The 25,768-nt window shown below is 67.6% G+C and carries 20 protein-coding genes; 15 read left to right on the top strand and 5 right to left on the bottom strand.

Features of this window, described 5'->3' with window-relative positions; translation table 11 throughout:
* The first annotated feature begins 22 nt into the window (after positions 1–22).
* Positions 23–586 carry an alpha/beta fold hydrolase gene (locus tag A5699_RS23645; protein ID WP_067774751.1) on the top strand — a complete coding sequence of 188 codons (564 nt, stop codon included), beginning with the start codon at positions 23–25 and terminating at the stop codon, positions 584–586.
* Positions 587–669: 83 nt separating this feature from the next.
* Here the strand turns inward: A5699_RS23645 and ngg are convergent, their stop codons facing one another.
* Together ngg and A5699_RS23635 are read right to left on the bottom strand one after the other, a co-directional pair.
* Positions 670–2,457 (bottom strand): N-acetylglutaminylglutamine synthetase, encoded by a 1,788-nt coding sequence (ngg, locus tag A5699_RS23640; RefSeq protein ID WP_067774747.1) that lies wholly within the window; start codon positions 2,455–2,457, stop codon positions 670–672.
* Entirely contained in the window at positions 2,454–4,259 is a 1,806-nt protein-coding gene (locus A5699_RS23635) for an N-acetylglutaminylglutamine amidotransferase (RefSeq protein ID WP_067774744.1), read from the bottom strand. Before A5699_RS23635 ends, ngg begins: the two co-directional genes overlap by 4 nt.
* 107 nt (positions 4,260–4,366) lie before the next feature.
* On the opposite strand from A5699_RS23635, the gene A5699_RS23630 reads away from it, so the two are divergent.
* Complete coding sequence (locus A5699_RS23630) at positions 4,367–7,693, top strand: DEAD/DEAH box helicase (RefSeq protein ID WP_067774741.1); 3,327 nt, start codon at positions 4,367–4,369, stop codon at positions 7,691–7,693.
* Here A5699_RS23630 and A5699_RS23625 read toward each other — a convergent pair whose 3' ends face one another.
* Entirely contained in the window at positions 7,694–9,256 is a 1,563-nt protein-coding gene (locus tag A5699_RS23625; protein WP_067774738.1) for an amino acid permease, read from the bottom strand.
* A 202-nt stretch (positions 9,257–9,458) separates the two neighbouring features.
* On the opposite strand from A5699_RS23625, the gene A5699_RS23620 reads away from it, so the two are divergent.
* Genes A5699_RS23620 through A5699_RS23590 form a run of 7 tightly spaced genes read left to right on the top strand, consistent with a single transcriptional unit; the run spans position 9,459 to position 15,964 of the window.
* Positions 9,459–10,826, top strand: coding sequence for a glutamine synthetase family protein (locus A5699_RS23620; protein ID WP_067774735.1), 1,368 nt, complete (start codon positions 9,459–9,461; stop codon positions 10,824–10,826).
* Positions 10,813–11,592: a gamma-glutamyl-gamma-aminobutyrate hydrolase family protein gene (locus A5699_RS23615; protein WP_197508375.1), complete on the top strand. Its 780-nt coding sequence runs from the start codon at positions 10,813–10,815 to the stop codon at positions 11,590–11,592. Before A5699_RS23620 ends, A5699_RS23615 begins: the two co-directional genes overlap by 14 nt.
* Positions 11,589–12,953, top strand: coding sequence for an aldehyde dehydrogenase (locus A5699_RS23610; protein WP_067774732.1), 1,365 nt, complete (start codon positions 11,589–11,591; stop codon positions 12,951–12,953). Before A5699_RS23615 ends, A5699_RS23610 begins: the two co-directional genes overlap by 4 nt.
* Positions 12,954–13,727 carry a 3-oxoacyl-ACP reductase gene (locus tag A5699_RS23605; protein ID WP_067774729.1) on the top strand — a complete coding sequence of 258 codons (774 nt, stop codon included), beginning with the start codon at positions 12,954–12,956 and terminating at the stop codon, positions 13,725–13,727.
* 6 nt (positions 13,728–13,733) lie between these two features.
* Positions 13,734–14,462, top strand: a complete 729-nt coding sequence (locus A5699_RS23600; protein WP_067774726.1) for a FadR/GntR family transcriptional regulator — start codon at positions 13,734–13,736, stop codon at positions 14,460–14,462.
* Positions 14,463–14,471: 9 nt separating this feature from the next.
* Positions 14,472–14,801, top strand: a complete 330-nt coding sequence (locus A5699_RS23595; RefSeq protein ID WP_197508374.1) for a helix-turn-helix transcriptional regulator — start codon at positions 14,472–14,474, stop codon at positions 14,799–14,801.
* A 56-nt stretch (positions 14,802–14,857) separates the two neighbouring features.
* On the top strand, positions 14,858–15,964 hold the full coding sequence (locus A5699_RS23590; protein WP_067774720.1) for a HoxN/HupN/NixA family nickel/cobalt transporter: 1,107 nt from the start codon (positions 14,858–14,860) through the stop codon (positions 15,962–15,964).
* Positions 15,965–15,967: 3 nt separating this feature from the next.
* On the opposite strand, the gene mtr is transcribed toward A5699_RS23590, so the two are convergent.
* Both mtr and A5699_RS23580 read right to left on the bottom strand, forming a co-directional pair.
* Complete coding sequence (gene mtr, locus A5699_RS23585; RefSeq protein ID WP_067774717.1) at positions 15,968–17,353, bottom strand: mycothione reductase; 1,386 nt, start codon at positions 17,351–17,353, stop codon at positions 15,968–15,970.
* A gap of 9 nt (positions 17,354–17,362) precedes the next feature.
* Positions 17,363–18,385: an alpha/beta hydrolase gene (locus A5699_RS23580; protein ID WP_067774714.1), complete on the bottom strand. Its 1,023-nt coding sequence runs from the start codon at positions 18,383–18,385 to the stop codon at positions 17,363–17,365.
* Positions 18,386–18,597: 212 nt separating this feature from the next.
* Here A5699_RS23580 and mqo point away from each other — a divergent pair, with 212 nt between their 5' ends.
* The 6 genes from mqo to cobA all read left to right on the top strand — a co-directional run bounded on the left by mqo (position 18,598) and on the right by cobA (position 25,767).
* On the top strand, positions 18,598–20,037 hold the full coding sequence (mqo, locus tag A5699_RS23575) for a malate dehydrogenase (quinone) (RefSeq protein WP_369806761.1): 1,440 nt from the start codon (positions 18,598–18,600) through the stop codon (positions 20,035–20,037).
* A 13-nt stretch (positions 20,038–20,050) separates the two neighbouring features.
* Positions 20,051–20,536 (top strand): GNAT family N-acetyltransferase, encoded by a 486-nt coding sequence (locus A5699_RS23570; protein WP_067774708.1) that lies wholly within the window; start codon positions 20,051–20,053, stop codon positions 20,534–20,536.
* Positions 20,533–22,398, top strand: a complete 1,866-nt coding sequence (locus tag A5699_RS23565; protein ID WP_067774705.1) for a magnesium chelatase subunit D family protein — start codon at positions 20,533–20,535, stop codon at positions 22,396–22,398. The genes A5699_RS23570 and A5699_RS23565 overlap by 4 nt, the downstream gene beginning before the upstream one ends.
* Before the next feature lie 26 nt (positions 22,399–22,424).
* Complete coding sequence (cobO, locus tag A5699_RS23560) at positions 22,425–23,039, top strand: cob(I)yrinic acid a,c-diamide adenosyltransferase (RefSeq protein ID WP_067774702.1); 615 nt, start codon at positions 22,425–22,427, stop codon at positions 23,037–23,039.
* A 97-nt stretch (positions 23,040–23,136) separates the two neighbouring features.
* Positions 23,137–24,510, top strand: coding sequence for a cobyrinate a,c-diamide synthase (locus tag A5699_RS23555; RefSeq protein ID WP_067774699.1), 1,374 nt, complete (start codon positions 23,137–23,139; stop codon positions 24,508–24,510).
* Positions 24,511–24,546: 36 nt separating this feature from the next.
* Positions 24,547–25,767 carry a uroporphyrinogen-III C-methyltransferase gene (gene cobA, locus A5699_RS23550; protein WP_067774696.1) on the top strand — a complete coding sequence of 407 codons (1,221 nt, stop codon included), beginning with the start codon at positions 24,547–24,549 and terminating at the stop codon, positions 25,765–25,767.
* Position 25,768: the final 1 nt, after the last annotated feature.

Here is a 25,768-nt window from a genome sequence, read left to right as displayed (position 1 = left end):
ATCCGGACGGTAGTTTGACCGAATGCTTACCACCGTCATGACGATCGACGGGTTCAGCACGCCCGTCGACGTCTCGGGGCCCGACAAGGGCTCCACCGTGGTGGTGCTGAGCGCCGGCCACCACGGCCCGGCCGCATACGAGCCGATCTGCCAGCGCCTCCACACCGCGTCACTGCGCACAGTGATCATCGGTCCCGATCCGCGGCTCACCGCCAAGTCCGTGGTCGGCATTCTCGATTCGCTGGACATCAAATGGGCGCTGCTCGTCGGGGACCGTCTCGGCGGCGAGCTGGCGTGGGAGCTGGCCGCCACCCGGCTGGACAAGTTCATCGGCCTCGTCGTGGTGGACCGGGGGCACCCGCGGGTCGCCGATGCCACCGGGACGGTCCGCGACGACGGATGCCCGCCGGTCGAGATGAACACCACCGTGCTGGTCAGCACCCCGGCTGCCCGTGCCGTGGCCAAGGCCAGCCAGAGATACGTCTACGGCGACTTCCGACTCGTGGAGATGCCGGGTCGACGCAACGCCGGCGACTCGACGGCCCAACTTGCCGCCGAGATCGTGCTGCGCACCAGTACTTGGTGACGGGTCGGCGGCCTGCCTTCGCGCGAGCGCTCAGTCAGCCGCCGCGGTGTTGTCGGGTCGGCGGCCTGCCTTCGCGCGAGCGCTCAGTCAGCCGCCTCCGAAGGCTTCCAGGCTTGCGGCAAACCCGGCTGCTGCGGGAACAGGAAATCCACGAACGCCGCGGCCGTCGGTTGCGGTTCATGGTTGGCCAGGCCCGGCCGTTCGTTGGCCTCGATGAAGACGTATTCGCGGCCCGTGACGTCGGGCACCAACAGGTCGATGCCCGTCACCGGGATACCGATCGCCTCGGCCGCGGCCACCCCGACCCGGCACAGCTCGGGATTCACCTGCGCGGTGACGTCGTGAATCGTCCCGCCCTGATGCAGATTTGCCGTCCGCCGCACCCGTAGTCGCACACCCTCGGGCAGGATGTCGTCGAAAGACCAGCCGGCCTCGGCAACGGTTCCCTTCGTGACGTCGTCGATCGGGATGCGTGACTCGCCGCCGGTGGCGGCCGCGCGGCGGCGCGACTGCGTCTCGATCAGCTCGCCGATGGTGTGCTTGCCGGTGCCGACGATCTCGGCGGGCTTGCGGATCGCGGCTGCCACCACCTTGCCGTCGATGACCACCAGGCGAAGGTCGTCACCGGCCGCGCGCTGCTCGATCAGCACCTCCGGGTACTGTTCGCGGGCCCGGTGCAACGCGGCATCCAATTCCTCGCTGCCGTCCACGCCGACCGTGATGCCTTTACCCTGCTCACCGCGGGTCGGTTTGACCACCACGTCGCCGACGTCGGCGAGGAACTCGTGGTCCTCGTCGTCGAAGGTGGCCAAGCGGCCTTTGGGCACGGTGATTCCGGCGTCAGAAACGATGCGTCGGGTCTGCCGTTTGTCGTCGCAGCGGGCCATGGCCACCGCAGAGGTGAACTCCGAGAGGGACTCCCGGGTGATGACGCTGCGTCCGCCGTGCGACAGCCGCATCTCACCGGCGCCGGCATCGAGCACCTCGACGCGGATACCGCGACGCATCGCCTCGTCGGCGATGATCCGGGCATACGGGTTCAGATCGTCGACGGTTTCGGGCGGGTGGGTGAACAGCGGCTCGTTGATCGCGTTCTTGCGCTTGACGGCGAGCACCGGCACCCGGTGGAAACCCAACTTCTCGTACAGGGCGATTGCGGCCGAATTGTCATGGGCCACAGACAAATCCAGATAGGCGCGGCCGCGCTCACGGAAGATGCCGGCCAGCGTGCGGGTCAGCGCGTCGCCCACGCCGGGCAGCCCGGCGGCCGGGTCCACCGCAAGGCTCCACAGGCTCGACCCGTCCTCGGGGTCGGCGAACAACCGTTTGTGGTCGACACCGGTGACCGTGCCGACCACGGAGCCGTCGTCGTCGCGCACCGCCACCAGATAGACCACCGCGGGGGTCAGGGTGTGGTTGTGCCAGATGACGTCCACCGGTGCCGGCACCATCCCGCAGCGGACGTACACGCGGTTCATGTCGTCGGCGTCGGCCGGGGTGTGCAGGGTGCGCACACTGAACCCAACCGGCTCGGGCCCGGCGAGCTCGTCGGTGAACCGCAGCCGGTAGGTGTGGCTGGGATCGATGAACAGCTCAGCGGGGGACCGGGCAACCAGTACGTGCGATTCACGGGCATAGATGCAGATGTCGCGCCGGCCCGGACCCTCTCGCTGCAGCACCTCGGCGAGCTGTTCCGGGTCTGCGAACGTCTGGCCGAAAATCAGCCGGCCCCAACCCAGTTCGAGGACGACATCGTCGGCCATGGCATCGACGAGGTGCTGCGGTGAGGCGTCGTGCAGACCGAGCGTGATCGCCTCGGTGTGATCGGACCCCAGTGGGGCTACCGAGGCGTCGGGCTCGGTGGCGGTCACGCCGCGGCCCCCGTGACGCCGTGGCGTTGCAGCCACAGCTCGAGTAACGCGATCTGCCACAACTCGTTGCCCCGCAACGGGGTCAGCCTGCCGTTGGGGTCCGCCAACAACCGGTCGACTGCCTCGGGTCGAAACAAGCCGCGCTCCTTGGCTTCCGGCGCATACAGCGCATCGCGGACCAGGTCGAGGTACGGACCCTCGAGGTGGGTCAGTGCCGGGACCGGGAAGTACCCCTTCGGGCGATCGATCACGGCGGCCGGGATCACCCGGCGCGCCGCCTGTTTGAGCACGCCCTTGCCCCCGTACGCGGTCTTCAGCGCCGGAGGGCAGGTGGCGGCCAGCTCGACGAGTTCATGGTCCAGGAACGGCACCCGGCCCTCCAGGCCCCAGGCCATGGTCATGTTGTCGACCCGTTTGACCGGGTCGTCGACCAGCATCACTGTGGTGTCCAGACGCAATGCCCGATCGACCCCGGTCTGCGCGCCGGCGGCGGCGAAATGGTCGGTGACGAATCGCCCGCTGGGATCGCCTTCGGCCCGGTAGGCGTCGCTGATCAGTGCGCCGACCCCGTCGCTGTCGCGGTCGAAGAACGCGCCCCGGTAGCTGGCGACCGCGCCGGCGAGATCGGCGGCGGCAGGCTCGGCCATCGGCGGGTACCAGTGGTAACCGGCGAACACCTCGTCGGCGCCCTGCCCGGACTGCACCACCTTGACGTGCTTGGCCACCTCCTGGCTCAGCAGATAGAACGCCACGCAGTCATGACTGACCATCGGCTCGCTCATCGCGCCGATGGCGCCGTCGAGGGCGGGCAGCATGCGCTCGGTTCCGATCCGGATCTGATGGTGATCGGTCTCGAAGTGCTCGGCGATGATGTCGGAGTACTTGAACTCGTCACCGGCCACGCCGCCGACCGACTCGAAACCGATTGAGAACGTCGACAACCCGTGCTGGCCGGCCTCGGCGAGCAAACCAACGATGAGGCTGGAATCGACGCCGCCGGACAACAGGCATCCGACCGGTACGTCGGCCACCAGCCGACGCTCGACCGCGCGGCGCAGCGACTCCAGTACCGCGTCCTCCCAGTCCCTTTCGGACCAGTCGGCCCGGTCGTCGCTTCGGGTGAAGTCCGGCGACCAATACACGGTGGTGTGCCGGCTGCCGTCGGGTTCGATCGCGACCACCGAGGCCGGCGGCACCTTCTTGATGCCCTGCAGGATCGTCAGTGGCGGGGGCACCACCGAGTGGAATGTGAGGTAGTGGTGCAGCGCGATCGGATCGATCCGGGTGTCGACGCCGCCGCCGGCCAGCAGGGCAGGCAGCGAGGAGGCGAACCGGATCCGGTGTACGTCCTCGGTGATGTAGAGCGGCTTGATGCCCAACCGGTCGCGGCCCAGCAGCACGCGGCCGGTGTCGCGCTCGACGATCGCGAAGGCGAACATGCCCATCAGGTGCTCGACGAACCGGTCACCCCAGTGGTGATAGGCCTTGAGCAACACCTCGGTGTCACTGTGGGAGAAGAAGCGGTAGCCGTGTCCGGACAGTTCCCGACGTAGCTCTTGGTAGTTGTAGATGCAGCCGTTCCAGCAAATGGTCAACCCCAGCTCGGGGTCGACCATGGGCTGGGCGCCCGCTTCGGTCAGGTCGATGATTTTCAGGCGACGATGACCCAGCGCGACCCGGCCTTGCGACCACACACCGGCCGCGTCCGGACCCCTGGGCGTCATCGCGTCTGCCATGGCCGACACCGCGGAAATATCCGGTGCCTGACCATCGAGACGCACTTCCCCGGCGGCTCCACACATCAGTTCGACCCTACAAGCATCTGGCCGCGCTGTCCCCTCCCCGGGGGGACGGGGATTTCTCCGGCGCCGTGGCCGAACCTGTCGGACAGTGGCTTTATCCTCCTCCCATGGGGCCAGGATTCGGCTTCGGCATAGCCCGCGACGAGCTGATTCGCGACTTCGGCGCGCAATCGACGATGCGCGGTGAGCGCTACGCGGCCGAGGGCCGCATCCGTGATGTCGAGTCCGACGATGACGGGCGGCTGCTGCGCGGACGGTGTGTGGGATCGCATGGTCAGTGGTATGTCCTTGAGGTCGGCTTGTCGCAGGGAAACCCGGCGGTCGTCGAATGGGCGCTGTGTACATGCCCTGTCGGTTCGTTCTGCAAACATGCCGTCGCCCTGGTGCTGACGGCGGTGCCGGGGGCCGCGCCGCAGCCGCCGGTCGAGCGATGGCGTTATCTGCTCGACCGGGTGCTCGACGAGGTGGCTGTGCCCGAGGGCGGTGGCAAACCGATCGCATTGGAGTTCTCCATCGGCGCCCCCAGCCGGTTCCGGCCGGGGACATTGCTGATGCTGCGGCCGTTGACCCTCGGGAAGCGAGGCACCTGGATCACGCGGGCGTTGACGTGGCGGCGCCTGCTCGACCACCCCGAGCCCGGCGAGTTCGAACGCGACCAGTACCAGGCGGTGCGCGGGTTGATCTCCGAGATGGAGCGGTACGCGTCGCCGCACGGCACCGAGGCCATGATGCTCAACGGGATGTCGGCCTCCCTGTGGCCGCGGCTCGACGAGGTGTTGGACGCCGGGGTGACCGTCTTGGCCGACACCGCCAGCGGGATTCGGGCTGTCGAACTGATCAAGAATGTGCACCTGCGACTGGACTTCGCCGCCGAAACTGCCGGGGGTGCGGTGATGTCGGTGGCGATGATCGTCGACGGACAGGAACACGATCCCGAGGGCGTCGGGTTGATCGGGATGCCGGCGCCGCACGGGATGTTTCAGGTCGTCGATTCAGTGCTGCGGTTGGGTGCCTTCGATCCGCTGCCCGGGCGGACCATGGCCGAGCTGCTCGGCCGCCGAGAGCAGGTCCAGATCCCGGCGGCGATGGCCCGCGAACTCGCCGTCGACATCCTGCCGCGCCTGGCTCACAGCGTCGAGATGGAGGTGGCCGACGGACTGTTCGTGCCGCCCACCATCACCGGGCCGGTGGCGGTGCTCACGGTGCAGATCCTCGACGGCGGGGCCCGGGCCTTCTGGAGCACCCGCTATCAGGTCAACGACCAGCATCACGACTTCGACCCGACGTCGAGCGCCGGGGTGACCGGGTACCGCGACGCCGCCGCCGAGGACGAGCTGTGGGAGCGGGTGACGCCGGCGTTGCAGGCCGTCGCGGCGGCCGCACAGGACTGGAAACGGCAGGCCTCCCAACATGTCAACCGCCGGATCTCGGCCACGCTGGACGCCGGCGCGGTCCACGAGCTGCGGGCCATCGTCAACGCCCACGGTGCCCTGGAGGCGGCCGCACTGGCATCGCGGCGCACGCTGCTGGGCGCGGTGAACCTCACGCCCGTCGAGGCCGCGGTGCTCTGTGACGAGACCTTGCCCCAGCTCGAGTGCTTTGCGGAGCTGGTCATCGATTCCGAGGTGCAGTACCGGGCCTCCGGCGTCGACCCCCTGCTGTCGTTCTCCGGCGACACCTCGCTTCCCGGCGACTGGTTCAGTCTGAACGTCACCGTGAGGGTGGACGGTGAGACGGTGGCCCTGGCCGACGTGATCCGCGAATTGGACTCCGGGGCAACGCATATGCTCTTGCCCTCCGGTATGTACTTCCGGCTCGACACCCCCGAGCTGCTCCGGTTGCGGGCCCTGCTCGACGAGGCACGGGCACTCGGCGAGATCGACGGGGAGCGGGCCAATGCCGCCACGTTGAACATCACGCTGTGGGACGAACTGCTTGAGCTCGGTGTCGTCGATGAGCAGCTCTCCCGGTGGCGGGCCAACCTGGCCAGGTTGGCCCTTGCCCGGCCACCGGTCCCGATCGAGCCGCCGGCGGGTCTCGATGCCGACCTGCGCGATTACCAGCGCGAGGGTCTGGACTGGCTGTCGTTCCTGTGGGACAACGGCATCGGCGGCGTACTGGCCGATGACATGGGGCTGGGAAAGACTGTGCAGACCTTGGCGCTCATCGCCCGGGCGGTGGCCGACGGGGCGGGGAAGTTCCTGGTGGTGGCGCCGACCAGCGTGGCCCGCAACTGGGTGGCCGAATGCCACAAGTTCGCCCCGGGGCTGACCGCGGTGGTGGTCACCAGTACCGATGCGCGCGGCGCGGTACGACTGGCCGAGCAGGTGGCCGAGGCCGACATCGTCGTCACCTCGTACACGCTGCTGCGCATGGATGTGGCCGCATATGCTGAACTTCAATGGGCCGGAATGGTTCTCGATGAAGCCCAATTCGTCAAGAACCACCACAGCAAGACCCATCAGAGCGCACGGCTGCTCGACGTGCCGTTCAAGTTGGCCATCACCGGCACGCCGATGGAGAACAATCTGATGGAACTGTGGTCGCTGCTGTCGATCACGGTCCCCGGCTTGTTCCCGTCACCGAAGATCTTCGAGATGTATTTCCGCAAGCCGATCGAATCAGGGGCGGCCGACGACCGGTTGCCCGTGTTGCGGCGGCGGATCAAGCCGGTGTTGTTGCGCCGCACGAAGACCCAGGTGGTCGCCGAGCTGCCCCCGAAGAGCGAACAGGTGCTCGCCATCGCGCTGAGCGCCAGACACCGCAAGATCTATGACACCCGGTTGGCCCGGGAACGGCAGAAGGTGCTCGGGCTGCTGGGGGACTGGGAGAAGAACCGGTTCCAGATCTTCCGGTCACTGACCCTGCTGCGGCAACTGAGCCTGCACCCCGGGCTCGTCGACGACTCCGCCCGCTCGGTGGGCTCGGCCAAGATCGACTTCCTGATCGAACAACTCGGTCAGTTGGTGGCCGAGGGACACAGCGCCTTGGTGTTCAGCCAGTTCACCGGATTCCTGGGAATCCTGCGGGCGCATCTGGATTCGGCGGGCATTGCCTACAGCTACCTCGACGGCTCGGTCACTTCCGACGGACGAGCCACCGCCATCGAGGAATTCGGGAACGGCACCACACAGGTGTTCCTGATCAGCCTCAAAGCCGGCGGGTTCGGGCTGAACCTCACCACCGCCGACTACTGCTTCCTGTGCGACCCGTGGTGGAGCCCGGCCGCCGAGGCTCAAGCCATCGACCGGGCCCACCGCATCGGGCAGACGCGGCCCGTCACCGTTTACCGCCTGGTCGCCCAGGACACCATCGAGGAAAAGGTGGTGGCTCTGCAGGAACGCAAGCGGGCCCTGTTCGCCGCGGTGGTCGACGACGGTGATCTGTTCGGCTCGGCCATCACGGCCTCCGACATCCGCGAACTGCTTGGGTGATCAGCGGGGCAGTTGCACGGCCGCGTCGTCCACCTGCTTGATCGGTCCGGTGAACCAGTGCTTCACCGACACGTGCCAGTAGATGAACAGCAGCACCAAGACGCCGCCCACCAGAAGCGGCGTGTAGTTGACGAACTTCCAGGCGAAGCTCGGATCCCACGGCATGCCGCCCAGCGAGGTCGGGAACATCGCGATGATCGAGGTGACGATGATCTCGATGATCGCCACGGGGGCCATCCACTTGTACTTGTTGCCGAGGTTCCACTGGCCCTGCTCGAAGGAGTCACCGGCCTTGAGCCGGTAGTAGATCGGCACGGCGAAGCACAGGTACAGGCCCACCACCCCGATGGACACCACCGCGAAGAACGCGACGGGCACCGGGGCGCCGTTGATCTCGACGGGCACCAGCGCGGGCAGCGTGATGAGCGCGGCGACGGCGGCGGTGACGATCACCCCGTTGGCCGGCACCCGCTTGGCGTTGACTTTCGACCACAGCTGATGGCCCGGCACGGCGCGGTCTCGACTGAACGCGAACAGCATGCGCGATGCGCTGGTCTGACACGCCGTGGTGCAGAAGAACTGTCCGGCCGTCGAGATCAACAGGACGATGGCCACCCACTTCGAACTCATCGCTTGGGCGAAGATCACCGCCACCGCGCCGCCGCCCTTGGATACCGCGTCGGCGTCTTGAACCGCGAACAGGAAGGACAGCAACAGGATCCAGCCACCGATCGCCGAGTAGAAGATCGACTGCCAGATCCCGCGGGCGGCGGCGTTGGCCGCACTCTTCGTCTCCTCTGACAGATGCGCCGACGCGTCGTACCCGGTGATCGTGTACTGGGTCAGGATGGCCGAGATCGGCAGCACGAACAGCAGGAAACCCCAACCTTTTTCGCCGCCGAAGATGCCGCTGTTGTTGATGGTCTGGGCGAACACGTCGGAGAAACTGGCATGCTGCTCGGGGACGAGGAACAGGATGAGGATCACCGCGGCGGCGCCGGCCACATGCCACCACACCGAGACGTTGTTGATCACCGCCAGCAGATGGCTGGAGAAGATGTTGATCACCGCGGAGACACCCAAGATGATCAGGAACATGATGAACACCCGGGTCAGGCTGTAACCGGCGAGCCAGGACTCGCTGAAAGTGCCCAGGGTGAGGTCCAGGAATGTCGCGCACCCGTAGGAGACCGAGGCCAAGATCGCCACCAGCCCGATGAGGTTGAGCCAGCCCGTGTAGAAGCCGGCCTTCGGACCGCCGAGTTTGGATGCCCACCAATAGATTCCGCCTGATGTCGGGTAGGCCGAGACTAGTTCGGCCAGACAGAACCCGATGATCAGGATGAACACCGCGACGATCGGCCAACCCCAGGCGATGGCCGCCGGGCCGCCGTTGTTCCAGCCGAGCCCGAATGACGTGAAGCAGCCGGCCAGGATCGAGATGATCGAGAACGAGATGGCGAAATTGGAGAACCCGGACCAGGAACGCTGGAGCTCCTGGGTGTAGCCCAGCTTGGCCAGATGTTGTTCGTCGTCGGTGAGTTGCTCATGGCCTTCGGGCACAAACGCCTCCTCGGTACGGGCGGGCCGGGCGGAACGAACCCGCGCTGCACACGGACAATAGAGTGTTATTGGTCGGTTGTCCTACCTTTTGTGCGTGACAATCGTGCGGATTCGGGGCACGATCGTGACGTCATCGGGCTAGGCAATGGTCGGCTGGAGTTCGGGTTGGCCAGTGAATCCGACACGGGCAGGAGAGTGTGCAATGAGCCACCACCCCGGCATGCTGGCACGAGCCGACCTCGAGCAAATGGTGGCCGCCGGTGAGATCGACACGGTGATCGTCGCGTTCTGCGATATGCAGGGCCGGTTGACGGGCAAGCGGGTCTCCGGCCGGTTGTTTGTCGAGGAGGTCGCCGCCCACGGGGCGGAGTGCTGCAACTACCTGCTCGCCGTCGACGTCGACATGAACACCGTCGACGGCTATGCGATGTCGAGTTGGGACACCGGATATGGCGACATGGTGATGACCGCCGACTTCAGCACGCTGCGCCTGATTCCGTGGCTGCCCGGCACCGCGCTGGTGATGGCGGATCTGTCGTGGACAGACGGGAACCCGGTGCAGCAGGCGCCGCGCAGCATCCTCAACCGGCAGATCGACCGCCTGGCCGAGCGGAACCTGGTGCCCTACGTCGGCACCGAACTGGAGTTCATGGTCTTCGACAACACGTTTCGTGAGGCCTGGGCGGCCGGATACACCGGCCTCACCCCGGCGTCGGACTACAACGTCGACTACGCGATGCACGCCTCGACCCGAATGGAACCGCTGCTGCGCGACATCCGCCTCGGGATGGAGGGGGCAGGTCTGTACTGCGAAGGCGTCAAGGGCGAGTGCAACCTCGGCCAGCAGGAGATCGCCTTCCGCTACGACCACGCCCGCATCACGTGTGACAACCACACCATCTACCGCAACGGCGCCAAGGAGATCGCCGATCAGCACGGCAAGAGCCTGACGTTCATGGCGAAGTTCGACGAGCGTGAGGGCAACAGCTGCCACATCCACATCTCCTTGCGCGACGACCAGGGTTCGGCTGTCTTCGCCGATGAGTCCGACCCGTATGGCATGTCCCCGATGTTCCGCAGTTTCGTCGCGGGTCAGCTGGCCACCTTGCGAGAGCTGACGCTGTTCTATGCACCGAACATCAACTCCTACAAGCGCTTTGCCGCCGGAAGTTTTGCGCCCACGGCGGTGGCCTGGGGGATGGACAACCGCACGTGTGCGTTGCGGGTGGTCGGGCACGGGCACGGGATGCGGATGGAATGCCGGGCACCCGGAGGCGATGTCAACCAATATCTGGCGGTCTCGGCGTTGATCGCCGGCGGCCTGCACGGTATCGACCACGAGCTCGAACTGCCGGCCCCGATGTCGGGGAATGCCTATGCCAGTGGGGCGCAACGGCTACCCACCACCTTGGTCGAGGCGGTCGAGCTGCTGGAGAAGTCCGAGGTGGCGCGCACGGCGTTCGGGGACGAGGTCGTCGAGCACTACCTGAACAACGCACGGGTGGAGTTGGCGGCGTTCAACACTGCGGTGACGGATTGGGAAAGGGTGCGCGGATTTGAACGCCTTTGACGCCAGCCCGGCAACCGGTCCGACGGCCGGCCCGGCGAACGCACGGCCGGTAATCGGGCTGACGACGTATCTGCAGCAGGCGCAGACCGGGGTGTGGGACGTGCAGGCCAGCTTCCTGCCCCAGATCTACTTCGAAGGTGTCAGCAGTGCCGGTGGCATCGCGGTGCTGTTGCCCCCGCAGCCGGCCGACGGCGACGTCGTCGACCGGGTGCTCGACCGCATCGACGGCTTGGTGATCACCGGCGGGCCCGACGTCGACCCGGCGCGGTACGGGCGGCAGCCGCATCCGGCCACCAATGCGCCGGACATCGCGCGGGATGCCTGGGAGTTCGCGCTGCTGGAAGGGGCGCTGCGGCGGGGCATTCCGGTGCTCGGCGTGTGTCGCGGGGCGCAGGTGCTCAACGTCGCCCTCGGCGGCACCCTGCACCAACACCTACCTGACGTCATCGGCAACACCCACCATCAACAGGGCAATGCGGTGTTCGGCACATCTGCGGTGCACACCGTGCCGAACACCGCGCTAGCCGCCCTGATCGGCGAGACCTCAGATGCGCAGTGCTATCACCATCAGGCCATCGACCTGCTGGGTGAGGGGCTGGTGGTCAGCGCGCGCGACGCCGACGGAGTGATCGAGGCCGTGGAGTACCCGGGCGACGCATTCGTCGTCGGAGTGCAATGGCATCCCGAGGAAACTCTCGACGACCTGCGCTTGTTCGCCGCCGTGGTAGATGCGGCCAGAACGTATGCAACAGAAAGGGTCTCATGACATCAGGTCAGGTGATCAATCCGGCGACCGAGGCGGTGCTGACCACCGTCGAGCTCCTCGATGTGGCGGCTGTCGACGACGCGGTGGCGCGTGCCGGGGCGGCACAGCGAGCGTGGGCTCGGCTGGCTCCGGCCGAACGGGCGGCAGCCCTGCGCGCGTTCGCTGCCGTCGTCGACGCGCACGTCGATGAACTGGCCGCCCTGGAGGTGGCCAACTCCGGACATCCGATCGGGCAGGCCGAATGGGAGGCCGGGCATGTCCGGGACGTACTGCAGTTCTATTCGGCCACTCCGGAACGGTTGAGCGGCAAGCAGATTCCGGTGGCAGGAGGTCTGGACGTCACGTTCAACGAGCCGTTGGGTGTGGTCGGGGTGATCACCCCGTGGAACTTCCCGATGACGATTGCCGCCTGGGGATTTGCCCCCGCGCTCGCCGCCGGCAATGCCGTCGTGCTCAAACCGGCCGAGTGGACGCCACTGACCTCGATCCGGTTGGGCGAGCTGGCCACTGAATCGGGATTGCCGGCGGGGCTCCTTCAGGTGCTGCCCGGCAAGGGCTCGGTGGTGGGTGAGCGGTTCGTCACCCACCCGGGCGTGCGCAAGGTGGTGTTCACCGGCTCCACCGAGGTGGGCATGCGGGTGATGGCCGGGGCGGCCGCCCAGGTCAAGCGCGTCACCCTGGAGTTGGGCGGCAAGAGCGCCAACATCGTGTTCGACGACTGCGATCTGGAGAAGGCCGCGGCCACCGCACCGTATGGGGTGTTCGACAACGCCGGGCAGGATTGCTGTGCGCGGAGCCGAATCCTGGTGCAGCGCAGTGTCTACGACCGTTTCATGGAAATGCTGGAACCGGCGGTCAAGGGCGTGACGGTCGGAGACCCCACGGTGCGCGACACCGAGATGGGCCCATTGGTGTCGCGGCCGCACTGGGAATCGGTGGCCAGTTATGTTCCCGACGATGCGCCCGTGGCGTTCCGCGGCTCGGCGCCCGACGGGCCTGGATTCTGGTTCCCGCCAACGGTGTTGACCCCGAGCCGCACCGATCGCACCGTCACCGACGAGATTTTCGGGCCCGTCGTGACGGTGCTGCCGTTCGAGGATGAGGCCGACGCGATCGCGCTCGCCAACGACACCCCCTACGGGTTGTCGGGCTCGATCTGGACCGAGAACCTGTCGCGCGCTATGCGCGTCTCCCGGGCGGTGGAATCGGGCAACCTCAGCGTCAATTCACATTCGTCGGTCCGGTACAACACCCCGTTCGGCGGCTTCAAGCAGTCGGGTCTCGGCCGGGAACTGGGCCCTGATGCGCCGTTGTCGTTCACCGAGACCAAGAACGTCTTTTTCGCAGTAGAGGAGCTGTAGATGGATCTGACCCAACGCCTGGCCGGCAAGGTCGCCGTCATCACCGGCGGCGCCGGCGGCATCGGCCTGGCTGCCGGTAAGCGGCTGCGCGCCGAAGGCGCCACCATCGTGGTCGGCGACATCGACCCAACCACGGGCGAGGCGGCCGCCGAGGAGCTCGACGGCTTGTTCGTCGCGGTCGACGTGTCGGACGAGGGCGCCGTCGACCAGCTCTTCGACACCGCGGCTGCGACGTTCGGCTCGGTCGACATCGCGTTCAACAACGCCGGGATCTCGCCGCCTGAGGACGATCTGATCGAGACCACCGAACTGCCGGCCTGGCAGCGGGTGCAGGACGTCAACCTCAAATCCGTGTATCTGTCGTGCCGCGCGGCGCTGCGGCACATGGTCCCGGCCGGGCGGGGCTCCATCATCAACACCGCCTCTTTCGTGGCGGTAATGGGGTCGGCGACATCGCAGATCTCCTACACCGCCTCCAAAGGCGGGGTGCTGGCGATGTCGCGTGAGCTCGGCGTGCAGTACGCCCGCCAGGGCATCCGGGTCAACGCGTTGTGCCCTGGTCCGGTCAACACGCCGCTGTTGCAGGAGTTGTTCGCCAAGGACCCCGAACGGGCGGCACGGCGGCTGGTGCACATCCCCCTGGGCCGCTTCGCCGAGCCGGAGGAACTGGCCGCCGCGGTCGCGTTCCTGGCCAGCGACGACGCCTCCTTCATCACCGGGTCGACGTTCCTGGTCGACGGCGGGATCAGCTCGGCCTACGTCACGCCTCTGTGACCCGCCATGACCGAACCGGATCCGCAGGCCGCCGCCGAAACAGCTGACACGCTGTTGCGGCCGGTCCGCCTCGGCAACGCCTTCGAGGACACCGTCGGCCGGCTGCTGGAGACGATCCGGCTCGGCGTCCTGACCCCAGGGGAGTCCCTCCCACCCGAGCGCGAGTTGGCGACGCGTCTGGGCGTCAGCCGCGACACCGTGCGCGAGGCGATCAAATCGCTGGCCGACGCCGGTTACCTGGTGTCCAAGCGCGGACGTTACGGCGGCACCTTCCTGGCCGCCGAGTTGCCGCGGCACACGGCTGACGGCCCGCGGCCGACCCGCGAGGAGATCGACGATGCGTTGCGGTTGCGCGAGATCCTGGAAGTCGGGGCGGCCAGGATGGCGGCCGGCCGCACCTTGAGTGCCAGCGAGCGGGATGGGTTGTGGTGCCGGCTGGCCGACGTCCGCGGGGCCGCGCCCGATGACTACCGACGCCTGGATTCCCGGTTGCACCTGGCCATCGCCGAGGCTGCCGGGTCACCGTCGCTGGTGCCGCTGGTGGCCGAGAACCGTATGCGGGTCAACGCGCTGCTGGATCAGATCCCGTTGTTGCCACGCAACATTGCCCACTCCGACGAACAGCACGAGGCCATCGTCATCGCGATCCTGGCCGGCGACAGCGAGGGTGCGGCCGCGGCCATGCTGGCTCACGTCGGCGGATCGTCGGCCTTGCTGCACGGCTTCCTGGATTAGATTCGAACCGTGGTCCATCCCGGTAACGACGAACAGGTCGAGCGCGCATCGTCGGCCCTGGCCGACGTCGACACGTCGGGATGGGCGCGGCGATTCGACCTGTTGTCCGACCCCCACCGGCTGGAGATCCTGCTGGGTCTGCACAGTGCTCCCGGCATCTGCGTCGGCGATCTGGCCGCCGCACTCCGACGCTCGGAGAATGCGGTGTCCCAGGCGTTGCGGGTGCTTCGGGAGCAGGGCTGGGTCAGCGCGACGCGAGTTGGTCGGACGGTCAGCTACCGGTTGGAGGACGAGACGGTGCACGACCTGTTGCACTGGATCGGGGCCCGGCACGGCTGAGTTGAGCGTCATCTGTTCACATGGACAGATGTCAGGGCTCGCCTTACGCTCGGTCGATGACCATCGGTGCTTCGCAGCCGACCGCCCGATCAGCCGGAATGGCAACCCGTTTCGACCGAGCCGATTGGATCTCGATCGGCGCGGTCGGTGCCGTGGTCCTGTTACTGCACGTCATCGGGTGGGGTGTCCTGGTCTTCGGTGTGGCGCCGCAGCGCATCACGCTGGGGTCGACCGGTGTGTTCGGCGTCGGCCTGGGACTCACCGCATACCTACTCGGTGTCCGGCACGCCTTCGATGCCGACCACATTGCCGTCATCGACAACACCACCCGGAAAATGGTCGGGGAGGGCACCCGATCGGTGTCGGCGGGGTTCTGGTTCTCCCTGGGGCACTCCAGCGTGGTGTTCGGGTTGGCGCTGCTGCTGGCGCTGGGCGTGCGCACACTCGCCGGTCCGGTGCAGGACGAACAGTCCGCGATGCTGCAGACCCTCGGGCTGATCGGGTCGCTGGTGGCCGGAACATTCCTGATCCTGATCGGTTTGACGAATCTTGCCGCCGCGGTGGGGATCGCCAAGGTTTTTCGCGCGATGCGCAGCGGCGAGTACGACGAGGCCGAACTCGAACGCCAGCTCGACAGCCGGGGGTTCCTGGCCCGCCTGCTGGCTCGGGTCATGCGCCGGGTGAGCAAGCCCTGGCACCTGTACCCGGTCGGCTTCCTGATGGGGCTGGGCTTCGACACCGCCAGTCAGGTCACCCTGTTGGTGCTGGCGGCCGGGACCGCGGCGTTCACGCTGCCCTGGTACGCGATGCTGGTGCTGCCGGTGTTGTTCGCAGCGGGCATGAGCCTGTTCGACAGCCTGGACGGCATCTTCATGGCCCGGGCCTACGGTTGGGCCTTCCTGCAGCCGGTGCGCAAGGTCTACTACAACCTGACGGTGACGGTGCTTTCGGTGATCGTGGCGTTGGTCGTCGGCGTCATCGTGCTCGTCGGTCTGATCGTCGAGCGCCTCGGCATCACCACGGGACCGCTGGCCGTCGTCGGTTCGGCCGACCTCGAGTTCGTCGGCTTTGCGATCGTCGGGCTGTTCGTGCTGAGTTGGGCAGTCGCAGTGGGTATCTGGCGGTTCGGGCGGATCGAGCAGCGCTGGGCGGCGCGGGCCTGACGGTCAGTCCGTCAGCCCCAGCAACGCGTTCTCGATCACCTCGGGCAGCGCCGGGTGGATCCAGTACTGCCCACGGGCAATCTCTTTGGCGGTCTGGCCGAAACTCATCGCCTGGATCAGCGGCTGGATGATCGAGGATGCCTGGTGCCCCATGATGTGGGCGCCCAGGATTTTGCCGGTGTCGCGATCGCCGATCAGCTTGGCGATACCGGTGGTGTCCTCCATGGCCCAGCCGTATGCGGTGTCGCCGTAGGCCTGCACCTTGGTGACGATGTCGTAGCCTTCCGCGCGGGCCTGAGCTTCGGTCAGGCCGACGGTGGCGATCTGGGGTTCGGTGAACACCGCCGACGGCACGAAGCGGTGATCGCTGCGCACCATCGCCTCGGTGTCATCCCAGTCGCGCAGCAGGTTCTCCTTGACCACGCGTGCCTCGTGGTTGGCCACGTGCTTGAGCTGATAGTCCGACGACACGTCGCCGAGCGCGAAAATGCCTCGCGCGGTGGTGCGTTGGTAGTCGTCGACGATCACCCGGCCGTCTTCGTCCACTTCAACCCCGGCCAGTTCGGCGTCGAGCATGTCGCCGTTGGGAATCCGGCCGGTGGCCACCAACAACATGTCGGCGGGCAGGGTCTTGCCGTCGTCGAGCTCGAGCACGATCTTGTCGCCGTCCTGATGGGAGCCGATCACGTTCTCGTGCGTCCGCAGGTCCCATTTCTCGGCAGCCAAATCGCTGAATCGGTGGCAGATCGTCTCGTCGCAGTGGGTGAGCAGTCCAGATCCGCGTACCACGATGGTGACCCGCACTCCCAGGGCGGAGAAGACATGGGCGAACTCGGCCGAGACGAATCCGCCGCCGACGATCACCAGGTGCTCGGGCAGTTCGGGGATCCGCATGATGTCGTCGCTGGTGTAGTACGTCACACCGCAATCCACGATGGCCGGTGGGATGAACGTGCGGGACCCGGCGGCGATCACCACCTGATCGCTGCTGAACTGATCTCCGGCCTCGGTGTGCAACGTGTAGCGGCCATCGGCGGTTGTGGGCCCGAACCGCGTATGGCTGGCGTACACCGTGATCTGGGGGTCGTTACGCCGGTAATCCTCACCACCGGCCGCGATCGGATCGATGCGGCCGAACACCCGTGACACGATGTCGGGCCAGCGAACCTTGTCGACGTGGGCGTCCACGCCGAATCGGGTGCTGTCGGCGACCGTATGGGCTACCTCGGCGGCGTAGACGAACATCTTGGTGGGGATGCAGCCGACGTTCAGACAGGTGCCGCCGAAGGTGCCCTGTTCACAGATCGCGATCTTCTTGCCGGCGTAACGCTCGTCGATGATGCTGTTGCCCGAGCCGGTGCCGATGATCGTCAGGTCGTAGTGGTCCATCTGCTGTCCCTATCCGGAAGGTGTTGTGCTGGACTGTCTTTGAGTGTTCAGGTAGTGGTCCAGCCAGTGACCGAGCTCCCGGTAGGCCACGGCTCGAGCCTCGGGCACCGAGAGGAAGACGTCGTGCTTGGCGTCGGCGATCGGGACCACGGTGGAGCGGTTTCCCACACAACCCGCCCAGCGCGCGATCTGGCGGACATCGAGCACCGCATCGCCGCGCTGCATCGCAGCCGGGTCGGAGGTCTCCCGGACGCTGTGGTCGGACCGAAGGATCAGATTGGGCACACCGACGTCCAGGCCGCGGTGCAGCCGGGCCTGGGCTCGGCGGACGGCGTTGATCCAGCCGAGGGTGATGGGGAAGCCGCCCAATGGTTTCCAGGCCAGGTTGTAGTCGAACTCACCGTCGTAGTCCCGATGCAGGGTGGTGCCGTATCCACCTTCGGTGGGCTTGCGGATCACCGAGAGCTTCCGCCACCGGGCCAACGCGATCAGCGCGGCCGACGTGGGTGCCATGCGCAAGACCGCCGGTCCGTGCAGGTCGAAGAACGGGCTGTTGAGTATCAACCCGCCCACCCGGTGCTCGACCAGTCGGCCGCTGCGGCGCAGGCGGTCGGCGAACAGAGTGAGGATCAGCCCGCCGGCCGAATGCCCGTACAGGCACACCGTGGCGTTGCCGGTATCGGCGGCGATGACGGTCAGGGCTCGCTGCAGATCGGCGTCATAGCGCGCCAGGTCGGTGGTGAAATGCGGGGTTTGGCCCTCTTGGCGGGACCGCCCGCACTTGGGCAGGTCGAGCGCGTAGAACGCGAAGCCGCGCTCGGCGAACCGCTCGGCCAGCTCGGTGTGGAAGAAGTAGTCGGTATAGCCGTGCAGCGCCAGCACGGCATGGCCGGATTGGGCGCTTCCGGCGCCGTGCCGCACCAGTGTGGCGACCAGGCCACCTTCCCCGTCAGGATCGGCTCCGCCATCGATGGTGTGCTGCCAGAACCCCGGCAATACATCCGGCTCCCATACGGGCTCCCGTGACGTCACGGCTCCACCCTAACCGCGGCGCGGAAGGTTACGGGTGACGGATAGCACTACCATGCCTGGCCAACCGGGATTCGTCGCGCGATAACCTGGGCATAACAAAAGCCGTCGATGGAGACGGGCCGCCGCAATACAAAGGACGAGCGATCAGGGTGTCTGAGGCAAACGTGGGTACGACCGTGAAGACCGACGTCGTGCTGGTTGGGGCCGGCATCATGAGCGCAACTCTGGGCGCCCTGATCCGGCTGCTGGAGCCGGACTGGTCCATCACGATGATCGAGCGGCTCGACGGCGCCGCGGCCGAGAGCAGTGATCCCTGGAACAACGCGGGCACCGGCCATTCGGCCCTGTGTGAGCTCAACTACACCCCTGAGCTGTCTGACGGTTCGATCGACACCACCAAGGCCATCAACGTCAACGAGCAGTTCCAGGTGTCGCGGCAGTTCTGGGCCTACGCGGCAGAGAACGGTGTGCTGCCCGACGTGCGCGGCTTCCTCAACCCGATCCCGCACGTCAGCTTCGTGCACGGCGCTGAGAACGTCGGCTACCTCAAGCGTCGGTACGAGGCGCTCGTCAGCAACCCGCTGTTCTCGTCGATGGAATTCATCGACGACAAGGACGAGTTCGCCCGCCGGCTGCCGTTCATGGCCGCCAAGCGTGACTTCTCCGAGCCCGTCGGCCTCAACTGGTCCCAACATGGCACCGACGTCGACTTCGGCGCGCTCTCGCGTCAGCTGATCGGTTTCACCGCGCAGCGCGGGATGGACACGCTGTTCGGTCACGAGGTGCGCGACTTGCGCAAGGAATCCGACGGCACCTGGACGCTCAAGGTGACCAACCGGCGCACCGGCCTCAAGCGCAAGTTCAACGCCAAGTTCGTCTTCGTCGGCGCCGGTGGCGGTGCGCTGCCGCTGCTGCAGAAGTCGGGGATCCCCGAGGCCAAGGGCTTCGGCGGCTTCCCCGTCGGCGGTGCGTTCCTGCGGACAAACAACCAAACGCTGACCGCAGGACATCAGGCCAAGGTGTACGGGCTGCCGCCGTTGGGAGCCCCGCCGATGTCGGTGCCGCACCTGGACACCCGGGTGATCAACGGCAAGTCGTGGCTGCTGTTCGGACCGTTCGCCGGTTGGTCGCCGAAATTCCTCAAGCAGGGCAAGGTCACCGATCTGCCGTTCTCGGTGAAACCCAACAACCTGGCCTCGATGCTGGGGGTCGGTCTGACCGAGGTCGGGCTGCTCAAATACCTGATCGGCCAGTTGCTGCTCAGTGAGGGCGACCGGGTCGATACGTTGCGCGAATTCGCGCCCAGCGCAGTCGATTCCGACTGGGAGCTGGACATCGCGGGGCAGCGTGTGCAGGTGATCCGGCGCAAGGGCGCCGGGGGCGTCCTCGAATTCGGCACCACCGTGCTCACCGCCGCCGACGGCAGTATCGCCGGTCTGCTCGGCGCCTCGCCCGGCGCGTCCACCGCGGTGCCTGCCATGCTCGATGTGCTGGAGCGCTGCTTCGGCGATCGCTACCAGAGCTGGTTGCCCAAGCTCAAGGAGATGGTGCCCTCCCTCGGTACCAAGCTGTCCACCGAACCAGGCCTGTTCCAGGAGGTCTGGGCGTGGGGCACCAAGGCGCTCCAACTGGACGTTCCCGCGACCGTGTGACAGGGTCGGGCGGATGACGGTCGCGTTACGCCGAAGCTGGGCGAAAGACCTCGACGTACCAACCCTTTACGAGCTGCTCAAGCTCCGCGTCGAGGTGTTCGTGGTGGAGCAGGCCACGCCGTACCCGGAACTCGACGGCCGAGATCTGCTGGCCGAGACCCGTCACTTCTGGCTGGAAGGCCCTGACGGAGAAGTGATCTCGACGCTGCGGCTGATGGAGGAACATCCCGGCGGGGAGAAGAGCTTCCGGATCGGCCGGGTGTGCACCAAACGCAGCGACCGCGGCCACGGGCACACCACACGACTGATGCAAGCGGCGTTGGCCGAGGTCGGTGACTATCCATGCCACATCAACGCCCAGGTCTACCTGGTGGACATGTACGGCCGGCACGGGTTCGTCCGTGACGGTGACGAGTTCCTCGACGACGGAATCCCGCACGTGCCGATGGTGCGGCCCGGCGTCAGAGGAGCCGATGTGACGGAGACGGACCCCTCATGACCGAGCACACCTACCCCTTCAGCGCACTCGTGGGGCAGGACCGGCTGCGGCTGGCTCTGTTGCTGTGCGCCGTTCACCCGGAGATCGGCGGCGTGCTGATCCGCGGCGAGAAGGGCACGGCGAAATCCACCGCGGTGCGCGGCCTTGCCGCGGTGCTGTCCGCCGTCGACGACGACGCCCGACTGGTCGAATTGCCCATCGGGGCGACCGAGGACCGGGTGGTCGGGTCGCTGGACCTGCAGAAGGTCCTCCGCGACGGCGAACATGCCTTCTCGCCGGGTCTTCTCGCCCGTGCCCACGGCGGCGTGCTCTACGTCGACGAGGTCAACCTGCTGCACGACCATCTCGTGGACGTCTTGCTGGATGCCGCCGCGATGGGCCGGGTTCATGTTGAGCGGGAAGGGATCTCGCATTCCCACGAGGCCAGATTCGTCCTGATCGGCACGATGAACCCCGAGGAAGGCGAGCTCCGCCCACAGCTACTGGACCGGTTCGGGCTGACCGTGGACGTGGCCGCGTCGCGTGATGTCGACGTCCGCGTCGAGGTCATCCGGGCCAGGATGGCGTTCGAAGCCGACCCCGAGTCCTTCACCGAGCGCTACGCCGCCGCCGACGCCGAACTGGCCGCCCGGATCGCCGCGGCGCGGGCCAGCATCGGCTCGGTGACGCTGCCGGACACCGAACTTCGCCGCATCGCCGCGCTGTGCGCGGCCTTCGACGTCGACGGCATGCGCGCGGATCTGGTGGTGGCACGCACCGCCGTCGCACATGCTGCCTGGCGCGGCGCGACCACGGTGACCGAAGACGACATCCGGGTGGCCGCGGAACTGGCGTTGCCGCACCGGCGCCGTCGCGATCCATTCGACGATCCGGGCCTGGACCCCGACCGCCTCGACGAGGCCATGCAGCAGGCGGGGGAGTCCGCCCAGGCACCGCAGTCGGAAGCAGACCCAGATCCCGATTTCGACCCGGATTTCGACCCGCCCGGCGGCGGGGCCGACGCCGGCTCGGAAGGGTCGCCGTCACAGGGTAATTCGGCGAAGTCAGGGACCCGGCCGAGCGCGCCGCCGTCTCCGGTGTTCCGCACCAAGGCCCTGGTGGTACCCGGGGTCGGCGAGGGGGCACCCGGTCGTCGTTCGCGGGCCCGCAACCGTACCGGCACTCCCATCGCGGCCACCGCGGAACCGGGCAGCGGTCACGGCCTGCACATGTTCGCCACCCTGCTGGCCACCGCCGGCCGGCAGCAGGGCCCCGGCCTGCCACGCCCCCGTCCAGAGGATGTGCGACGCGCGGTACGTGAAGGCCGCGAAGGCAATCTGGTGATCTTCGTCGTCGACGCCTCCGGGTCCATGGCCGCCCGGGACCGGATGTCGGCCGTCACCGGCGCGACGCTGTCGCTGCTGCGTGACGCCTATCAGCGCCGGGACAAGGTCGCCGTGATCACGTTCCGCCAGGCCGATGCCCGAGTGCTGCTGCCGCCGACCACCTCGGTGCACATCGCCAGCCGCAGACTGGCCCGCTTCGACACCGGCGGGAAGACGCCGTTGGCCCAGGGCCTGTTGGCTGCGCGCGATCTCGTCATCCGGGAGAAGGCGCGGGACCGCGCCCGGCGCAGCCTCGTCGTGGTGCTCACCGACGGCCGCGCCACTGGCGGTCCCGATCCGCTGGGCCGCACCGGGCAGGCCGCGGCTGCGCTCGTCGCCGAGGGCGCCGCCGCCGTGGTGGTCGATTGTGAAACATCGTTCGTGCGTTTGGGTTTGGCGCCGAAACTGGCCGAACAGTTGGGATCGCCGGTGGTGCGGCTCGAACAGTTGCGCGCAGCCGAACTGACCCGGCTGGTACAGCACCAGACCGCTGCCTAGACCCCACTCTGCAGGAAGGACCGCCCATGCCACAGGGGCAGCCGCTGACCGTCCCCGACGACGGCCTGACCACCAAGGCCCGGCGCAACGCGCCGCTGCTCGCGGTACACACCGGGCCGGGGAAGGGAAAGTCGACCGCGGCCTTCGGGATGGCGTTGCGCGCCTGGAACCAGGGCTTTTCGGTCGCGGTGTTCCAATTCGTCAAGAGCGCGAAATGGAAGGTCGGTGAGGAGGCCGTGTTCGGTCAGCTCGGCCGGCTGCACGACGAACAGGGCCTCGGCGGGGCGGTCGAGTGGCACAAGATGGGCTCGGGCTGGTCGTGGACCCGTAAGCACGGCAGCGACGTCGATCACGCGGCGGCGGCCGCCGACGGCTGGGCGGAGATCAAACGTCGGTTGGCCGAACAGCGTCACGACTTCTACGTGCTCGACGAGTTCACCTATCCGCTCAAATGGGGCTGGATTCCCGTGGACGAGGTTGTCGAGGCGCTCAATGCCCGCCCCGGCACGCAGCATGTGGTGATCACCGGCCGTGACGCCCCGCAGGCTCTGATGGATGCCGCTGACCTGGTGACGGAGATGACCAAGATCAAGCATCCGATGGATGCCGGCCGCAAGGGGCAGAAGGGCATCGAGTGGTGATTCTCGGCCCGCTCGCGCCCGCCGAGCGTGCGCTCGGCGTCGAGGTTTTGCGGCGTGTCGGGCAGCAGACACGCACGCTCGCGGTGCTGAGGTGAGCATGACCACCCCGGCGGTGGTGATCGCCGCTCCGGCGTCGGGCAGCGGAAAGACCACGGTGGCAACGGGTTTGGTCGGTGCGCTGCGTCAGGCCGGTCACGCTGTGGCCCCGTTCAAGGTGGGCCCGGACTTCATCGATCCCGGCTACCACGCCCTGGCGGCGGGCCGGCCCGGTCGCAACCTGGACCCGGTGCTGGTCGGCGAAGAGTTGATCGGCCCGTTGTACCGGCACGGCTGCACCGGCGCAGACATCGCGGTCGTCGAGGGCGTCATGGGACTGTTCGACGGTCGTATCGAAGGACAGATGACCGGTATCCCGCGCGGGTCGGCGGCGCAGGTGGCCAACCTGCTGGGCGCGCCGGTGGTGCTGGTGGTCGATGCGCGCGGGCAGAGCCACAGCATCGCGGCGCTGATCCACGGCTTCGTCACCTTCGACCCCTCCGTGCGGCTCGCCGGGGTGATCCTCAACCGGGTGGGCTCGCCGCGGCACGAGGCGGTGTTGCGCCAGGCGTGCGAGCATGCCGGGGTGGCGGTGCTCGGCGCGATTCCCCGCGCCGACGAATTAACCGTCCCCTCACGGCATCTCGGGCTGATCACCGCGGTCGAACATGGCCGGCAGGCGCGCGAGGCGGTGGCCGCGATGACGGCCCTGGTGGCCCGGCACGTAGATCTCGCCGCCCTGGTCGCTGCCTCGGGCGCGCAGGTCACCACCGAACCCTGGAGCCCGGTGGCCCCGTCGGTGACCAATGTCACCGTGGCGCTGGCCGCCGGCAAGGCGTTCAGTTTCGGCTACGCCGAACATGCCGAACTGCTGCGCGGGGCCGGAGCGCAGGTCGCCGAGTTCGACCCGTTGTCCGACCCGTTGCCCGAGGGTGTCAGCGCACTGGTGCTGCCCGGCGGATTCCCCGAACAGTTCACCGCCGAACTGTCGGCCAATGACCTTGTCCGCCAGCAGATCAGGGACCTGGCCGGCCGCGGCGCCCCCATCCATGCCGAGTGTGCCGGCTTGACTTATCTGGTCGACGACCTCGACGGGATACCCATGTGCGGTGTGCTGGCCGGATCGGCACGCTTCACCGAGCGTCTCACCCTCGGTTACCGCGACGCGGTGGCCGTCGTGGATTCCTGCCTGCACGCCGCGGGTGACCGGGTGACCGGCCACGAATTCCACCGAACTACAGTGGAATTCGCCGAGGAACAACCGCCGGCGTGGGCGTTCGCCGGTGCCGGGCAGGTGGCGCGGCGCGATGGCGCGGTACGGGGAGGTGTGCACGCCGGATACCTGCACACCCACCCGGCGGCACACCCGGAGGCCATCACCCGGTTCGTGGCGTCGGCGGTGCCGACCCAACGAGCCGGTGGCAGCAACCACTAAGCTCGGCGAGTGACTACCGCGCACGCGAGGAGCGATGTGACCTCCGAGAACGCCTACCTGGTCGGCCTGCGCCTGGCGGGCAAGAAGGTCGTCGTCGTGGGCGGCGGAACCGTCGCGCAACGCCGGCTGCCCCTGTTGATCGCCCACGGCGCCGATGTGCACGTGATCGCCCGGGCGGCCAGCCCCGCGGTGGAGGCGCTGTCGCAGGACGACCCGGGGATCACCCTGCAGCTCCGCGACTTCCAGGCCGGCGACCTCGAGGGTGCCTGGTATGTGATCGCCGCCACCGACGACACGGAGGTCAACGCGGCCATCGCGGCCGAGGCCGAGGAACGTCGCATCTTCTGTGTGCGGGCCGACATCGCTCGCGACGGCTCCGCGGTGACCCCGGCGACCTTCGACTACGACGGCCTGTCGGTCGGCGTCCTGGCCGGTGGTGAGCACCGCCGTTCGGCGGCGATCCGCACCGCGATCCACGAAGCGCTGCAGAGCGGGCTGCTGACCGCCCAAGCCGGTGAGGATTCGGGGGAGGCGCCCACGGGGGTGGCACTGATCGGTGGCGGACCGGGCGATCCCGAGCTGATCACCGTGCGCGGACGCCGTCTGCTGGCCCGCGCCGACGTCGTGGTCGCCGACCGGCTGGCGCCGCAGGAACTGCTGGCTGAACTCGGCCCCCATGTCGAGGTGATCGACGCGGCCAAGATTCCCTACGGCCGCGCCATGGCACAGGAGGCGATCAACGACCTCCTCGTGGACCGCGCGCGGGCCGGGAAGTTCGTCGTCCGCCTCAAAGGCGGCGATCCGTTCGTCTTCGCCCGCGGTTACGAAGAGGTCCTGGCGTGCAACGAGGCCGGCGTCCCGGTCACCGTCGTCCCCGGTGTGACCAGCGCCATATCGGTGCCCGCGTTGGCCGGCGTGCCGGTCACCCACCGCGGTATGACGCACGAATTCGTGGTGGTCAGCGGCCATGTTGCGCCCGGCCACCCGGAATCGTTAGTGAATTGGAATGCGCTGGCGGCGATGAGCGGCACGATTGTGCTGCTGATGGCCGTCGAACGGATCGAGCAGTTCACCAAGGCGTTGCTGGACGGCGGTCGACCTGCGGATACGCCGGTCCTCGTGGTCCAGCACGGCACCACCGTCGCGCAACGCACACTGCGGGCCACCCTCGCCGATGCGCCGGAACGGATTCGTGCAGAGGGCATTCGACCCCCGGCGATCATCGTGATCGGCTCTGTCGCGGCGTTCGCCGGTTAAA

This window comes from Mycobacterium sp. E802 (assembly GCF_001666875.1).
Taxonomy (GTDB): domain Bacteria; phylum Actinomycetota; class Actinomycetes; order Mycobacteriales; family Mycobacteriaceae; genus Mycobacterium.
This window is presented reverse-complemented; position numbering and strand designations above follow the sequence as displayed.

What these genes read in the sequence shown, in the direction of transcription:
- A5699_RS23555 (WP_067774699.1), top strand. Translation starts at nt 23,137, where the DNA reads ATGACCACCCCGGCGGTGGTGATCGCCGCTCCGGCGTCGGGCAGCGGA.
- A5699_RS23645 (WP_067774751.1), top strand. Translation starts at nt 23, where the DNA reads ATGCTTACCACCGTCATGACGATCGACGGGTTCAGCACGCCCGTCGAC.
- A5699_RS23635 (WP_067774744.1), bottom strand. Translation starts at nt 4,259, where the DNA reads ATGTGTGGAGCCGCCGGGGAAGTGCGTCTCGATGGTCAGGCACCGGAT.
- A5699_RS23630 (WP_067774741.1), top strand. Translation starts at nt 4,367, where the DNA reads ATGGGGCCAGGATTCGGCTTCGGCATAGCCCGCGACGAGCTGATTCGC.
- A5699_RS23570 (WP_067774708.1), top strand. Translation starts at nt 20,051, where the DNA reads ATGACGGTCGCGTTACGCCGAAGCTGGGCGAAAGACCTCGACGTACCA.
- cobO (WP_067774702.1), top strand. Translation starts at nt 22,425, where the DNA reads ATGCCACAGGGGCAGCCGCTGACCGTCCCCGACGACGGCCTGACCACC.
- A5699_RS23605 (WP_067774729.1), top strand. Translation starts at nt 12,954, where the DNA reads ATGGATCTGACCCAACGCCTGGCCGGCAAGGTCGCCGTCATCACCGGC.
- A5699_RS23610 (WP_067774732.1), top strand. Translation starts at nt 11,589, where the DNA reads ATGACATCAGGTCAGGTGATCAATCCGGCGACCGAGGCGGTGCTGACC.
- mqo (WP_369806761.1), top strand. Translation starts at nt 18,598, where the DNA reads ATGAGCGCAACTCTGGGCGCCCTGATCCGGCTGCTGGAGCCGGACTGG.
- mtr (WP_067774717.1), bottom strand. Translation starts at nt 17,353, where the DNA reads ATGGACCACTACGACCTGACGATCATCGGCACCGGCTCGGGCAACAGC.
- A5699_RS23620 (WP_067774735.1), top strand. Translation starts at nt 9,459, where the DNA reads ATGAGCCACCACCCCGGCATGCTGGCACGAGCCGACCTCGAGCAAATG.
- A5699_RS23565 (WP_067774705.1), top strand. Translation starts at nt 20,533, where the DNA reads ATGACCGAGCACACCTACCCCTTCAGCGCACTCGTGGGGCAGGACCGG.
- A5699_RS23600 (WP_067774726.1), top strand. Translation starts at nt 13,734, where the DNA reads ATGACCGAACCGGATCCGCAGGCCGCCGCCGAAACAGCTGACACGCTG.
- A5699_RS23590 (WP_067774720.1), top strand. Translation starts at nt 14,858, where the DNA reads ATGACCATCGGTGCTTCGCAGCCGACCGCCCGATCAGCCGGAATGGCA.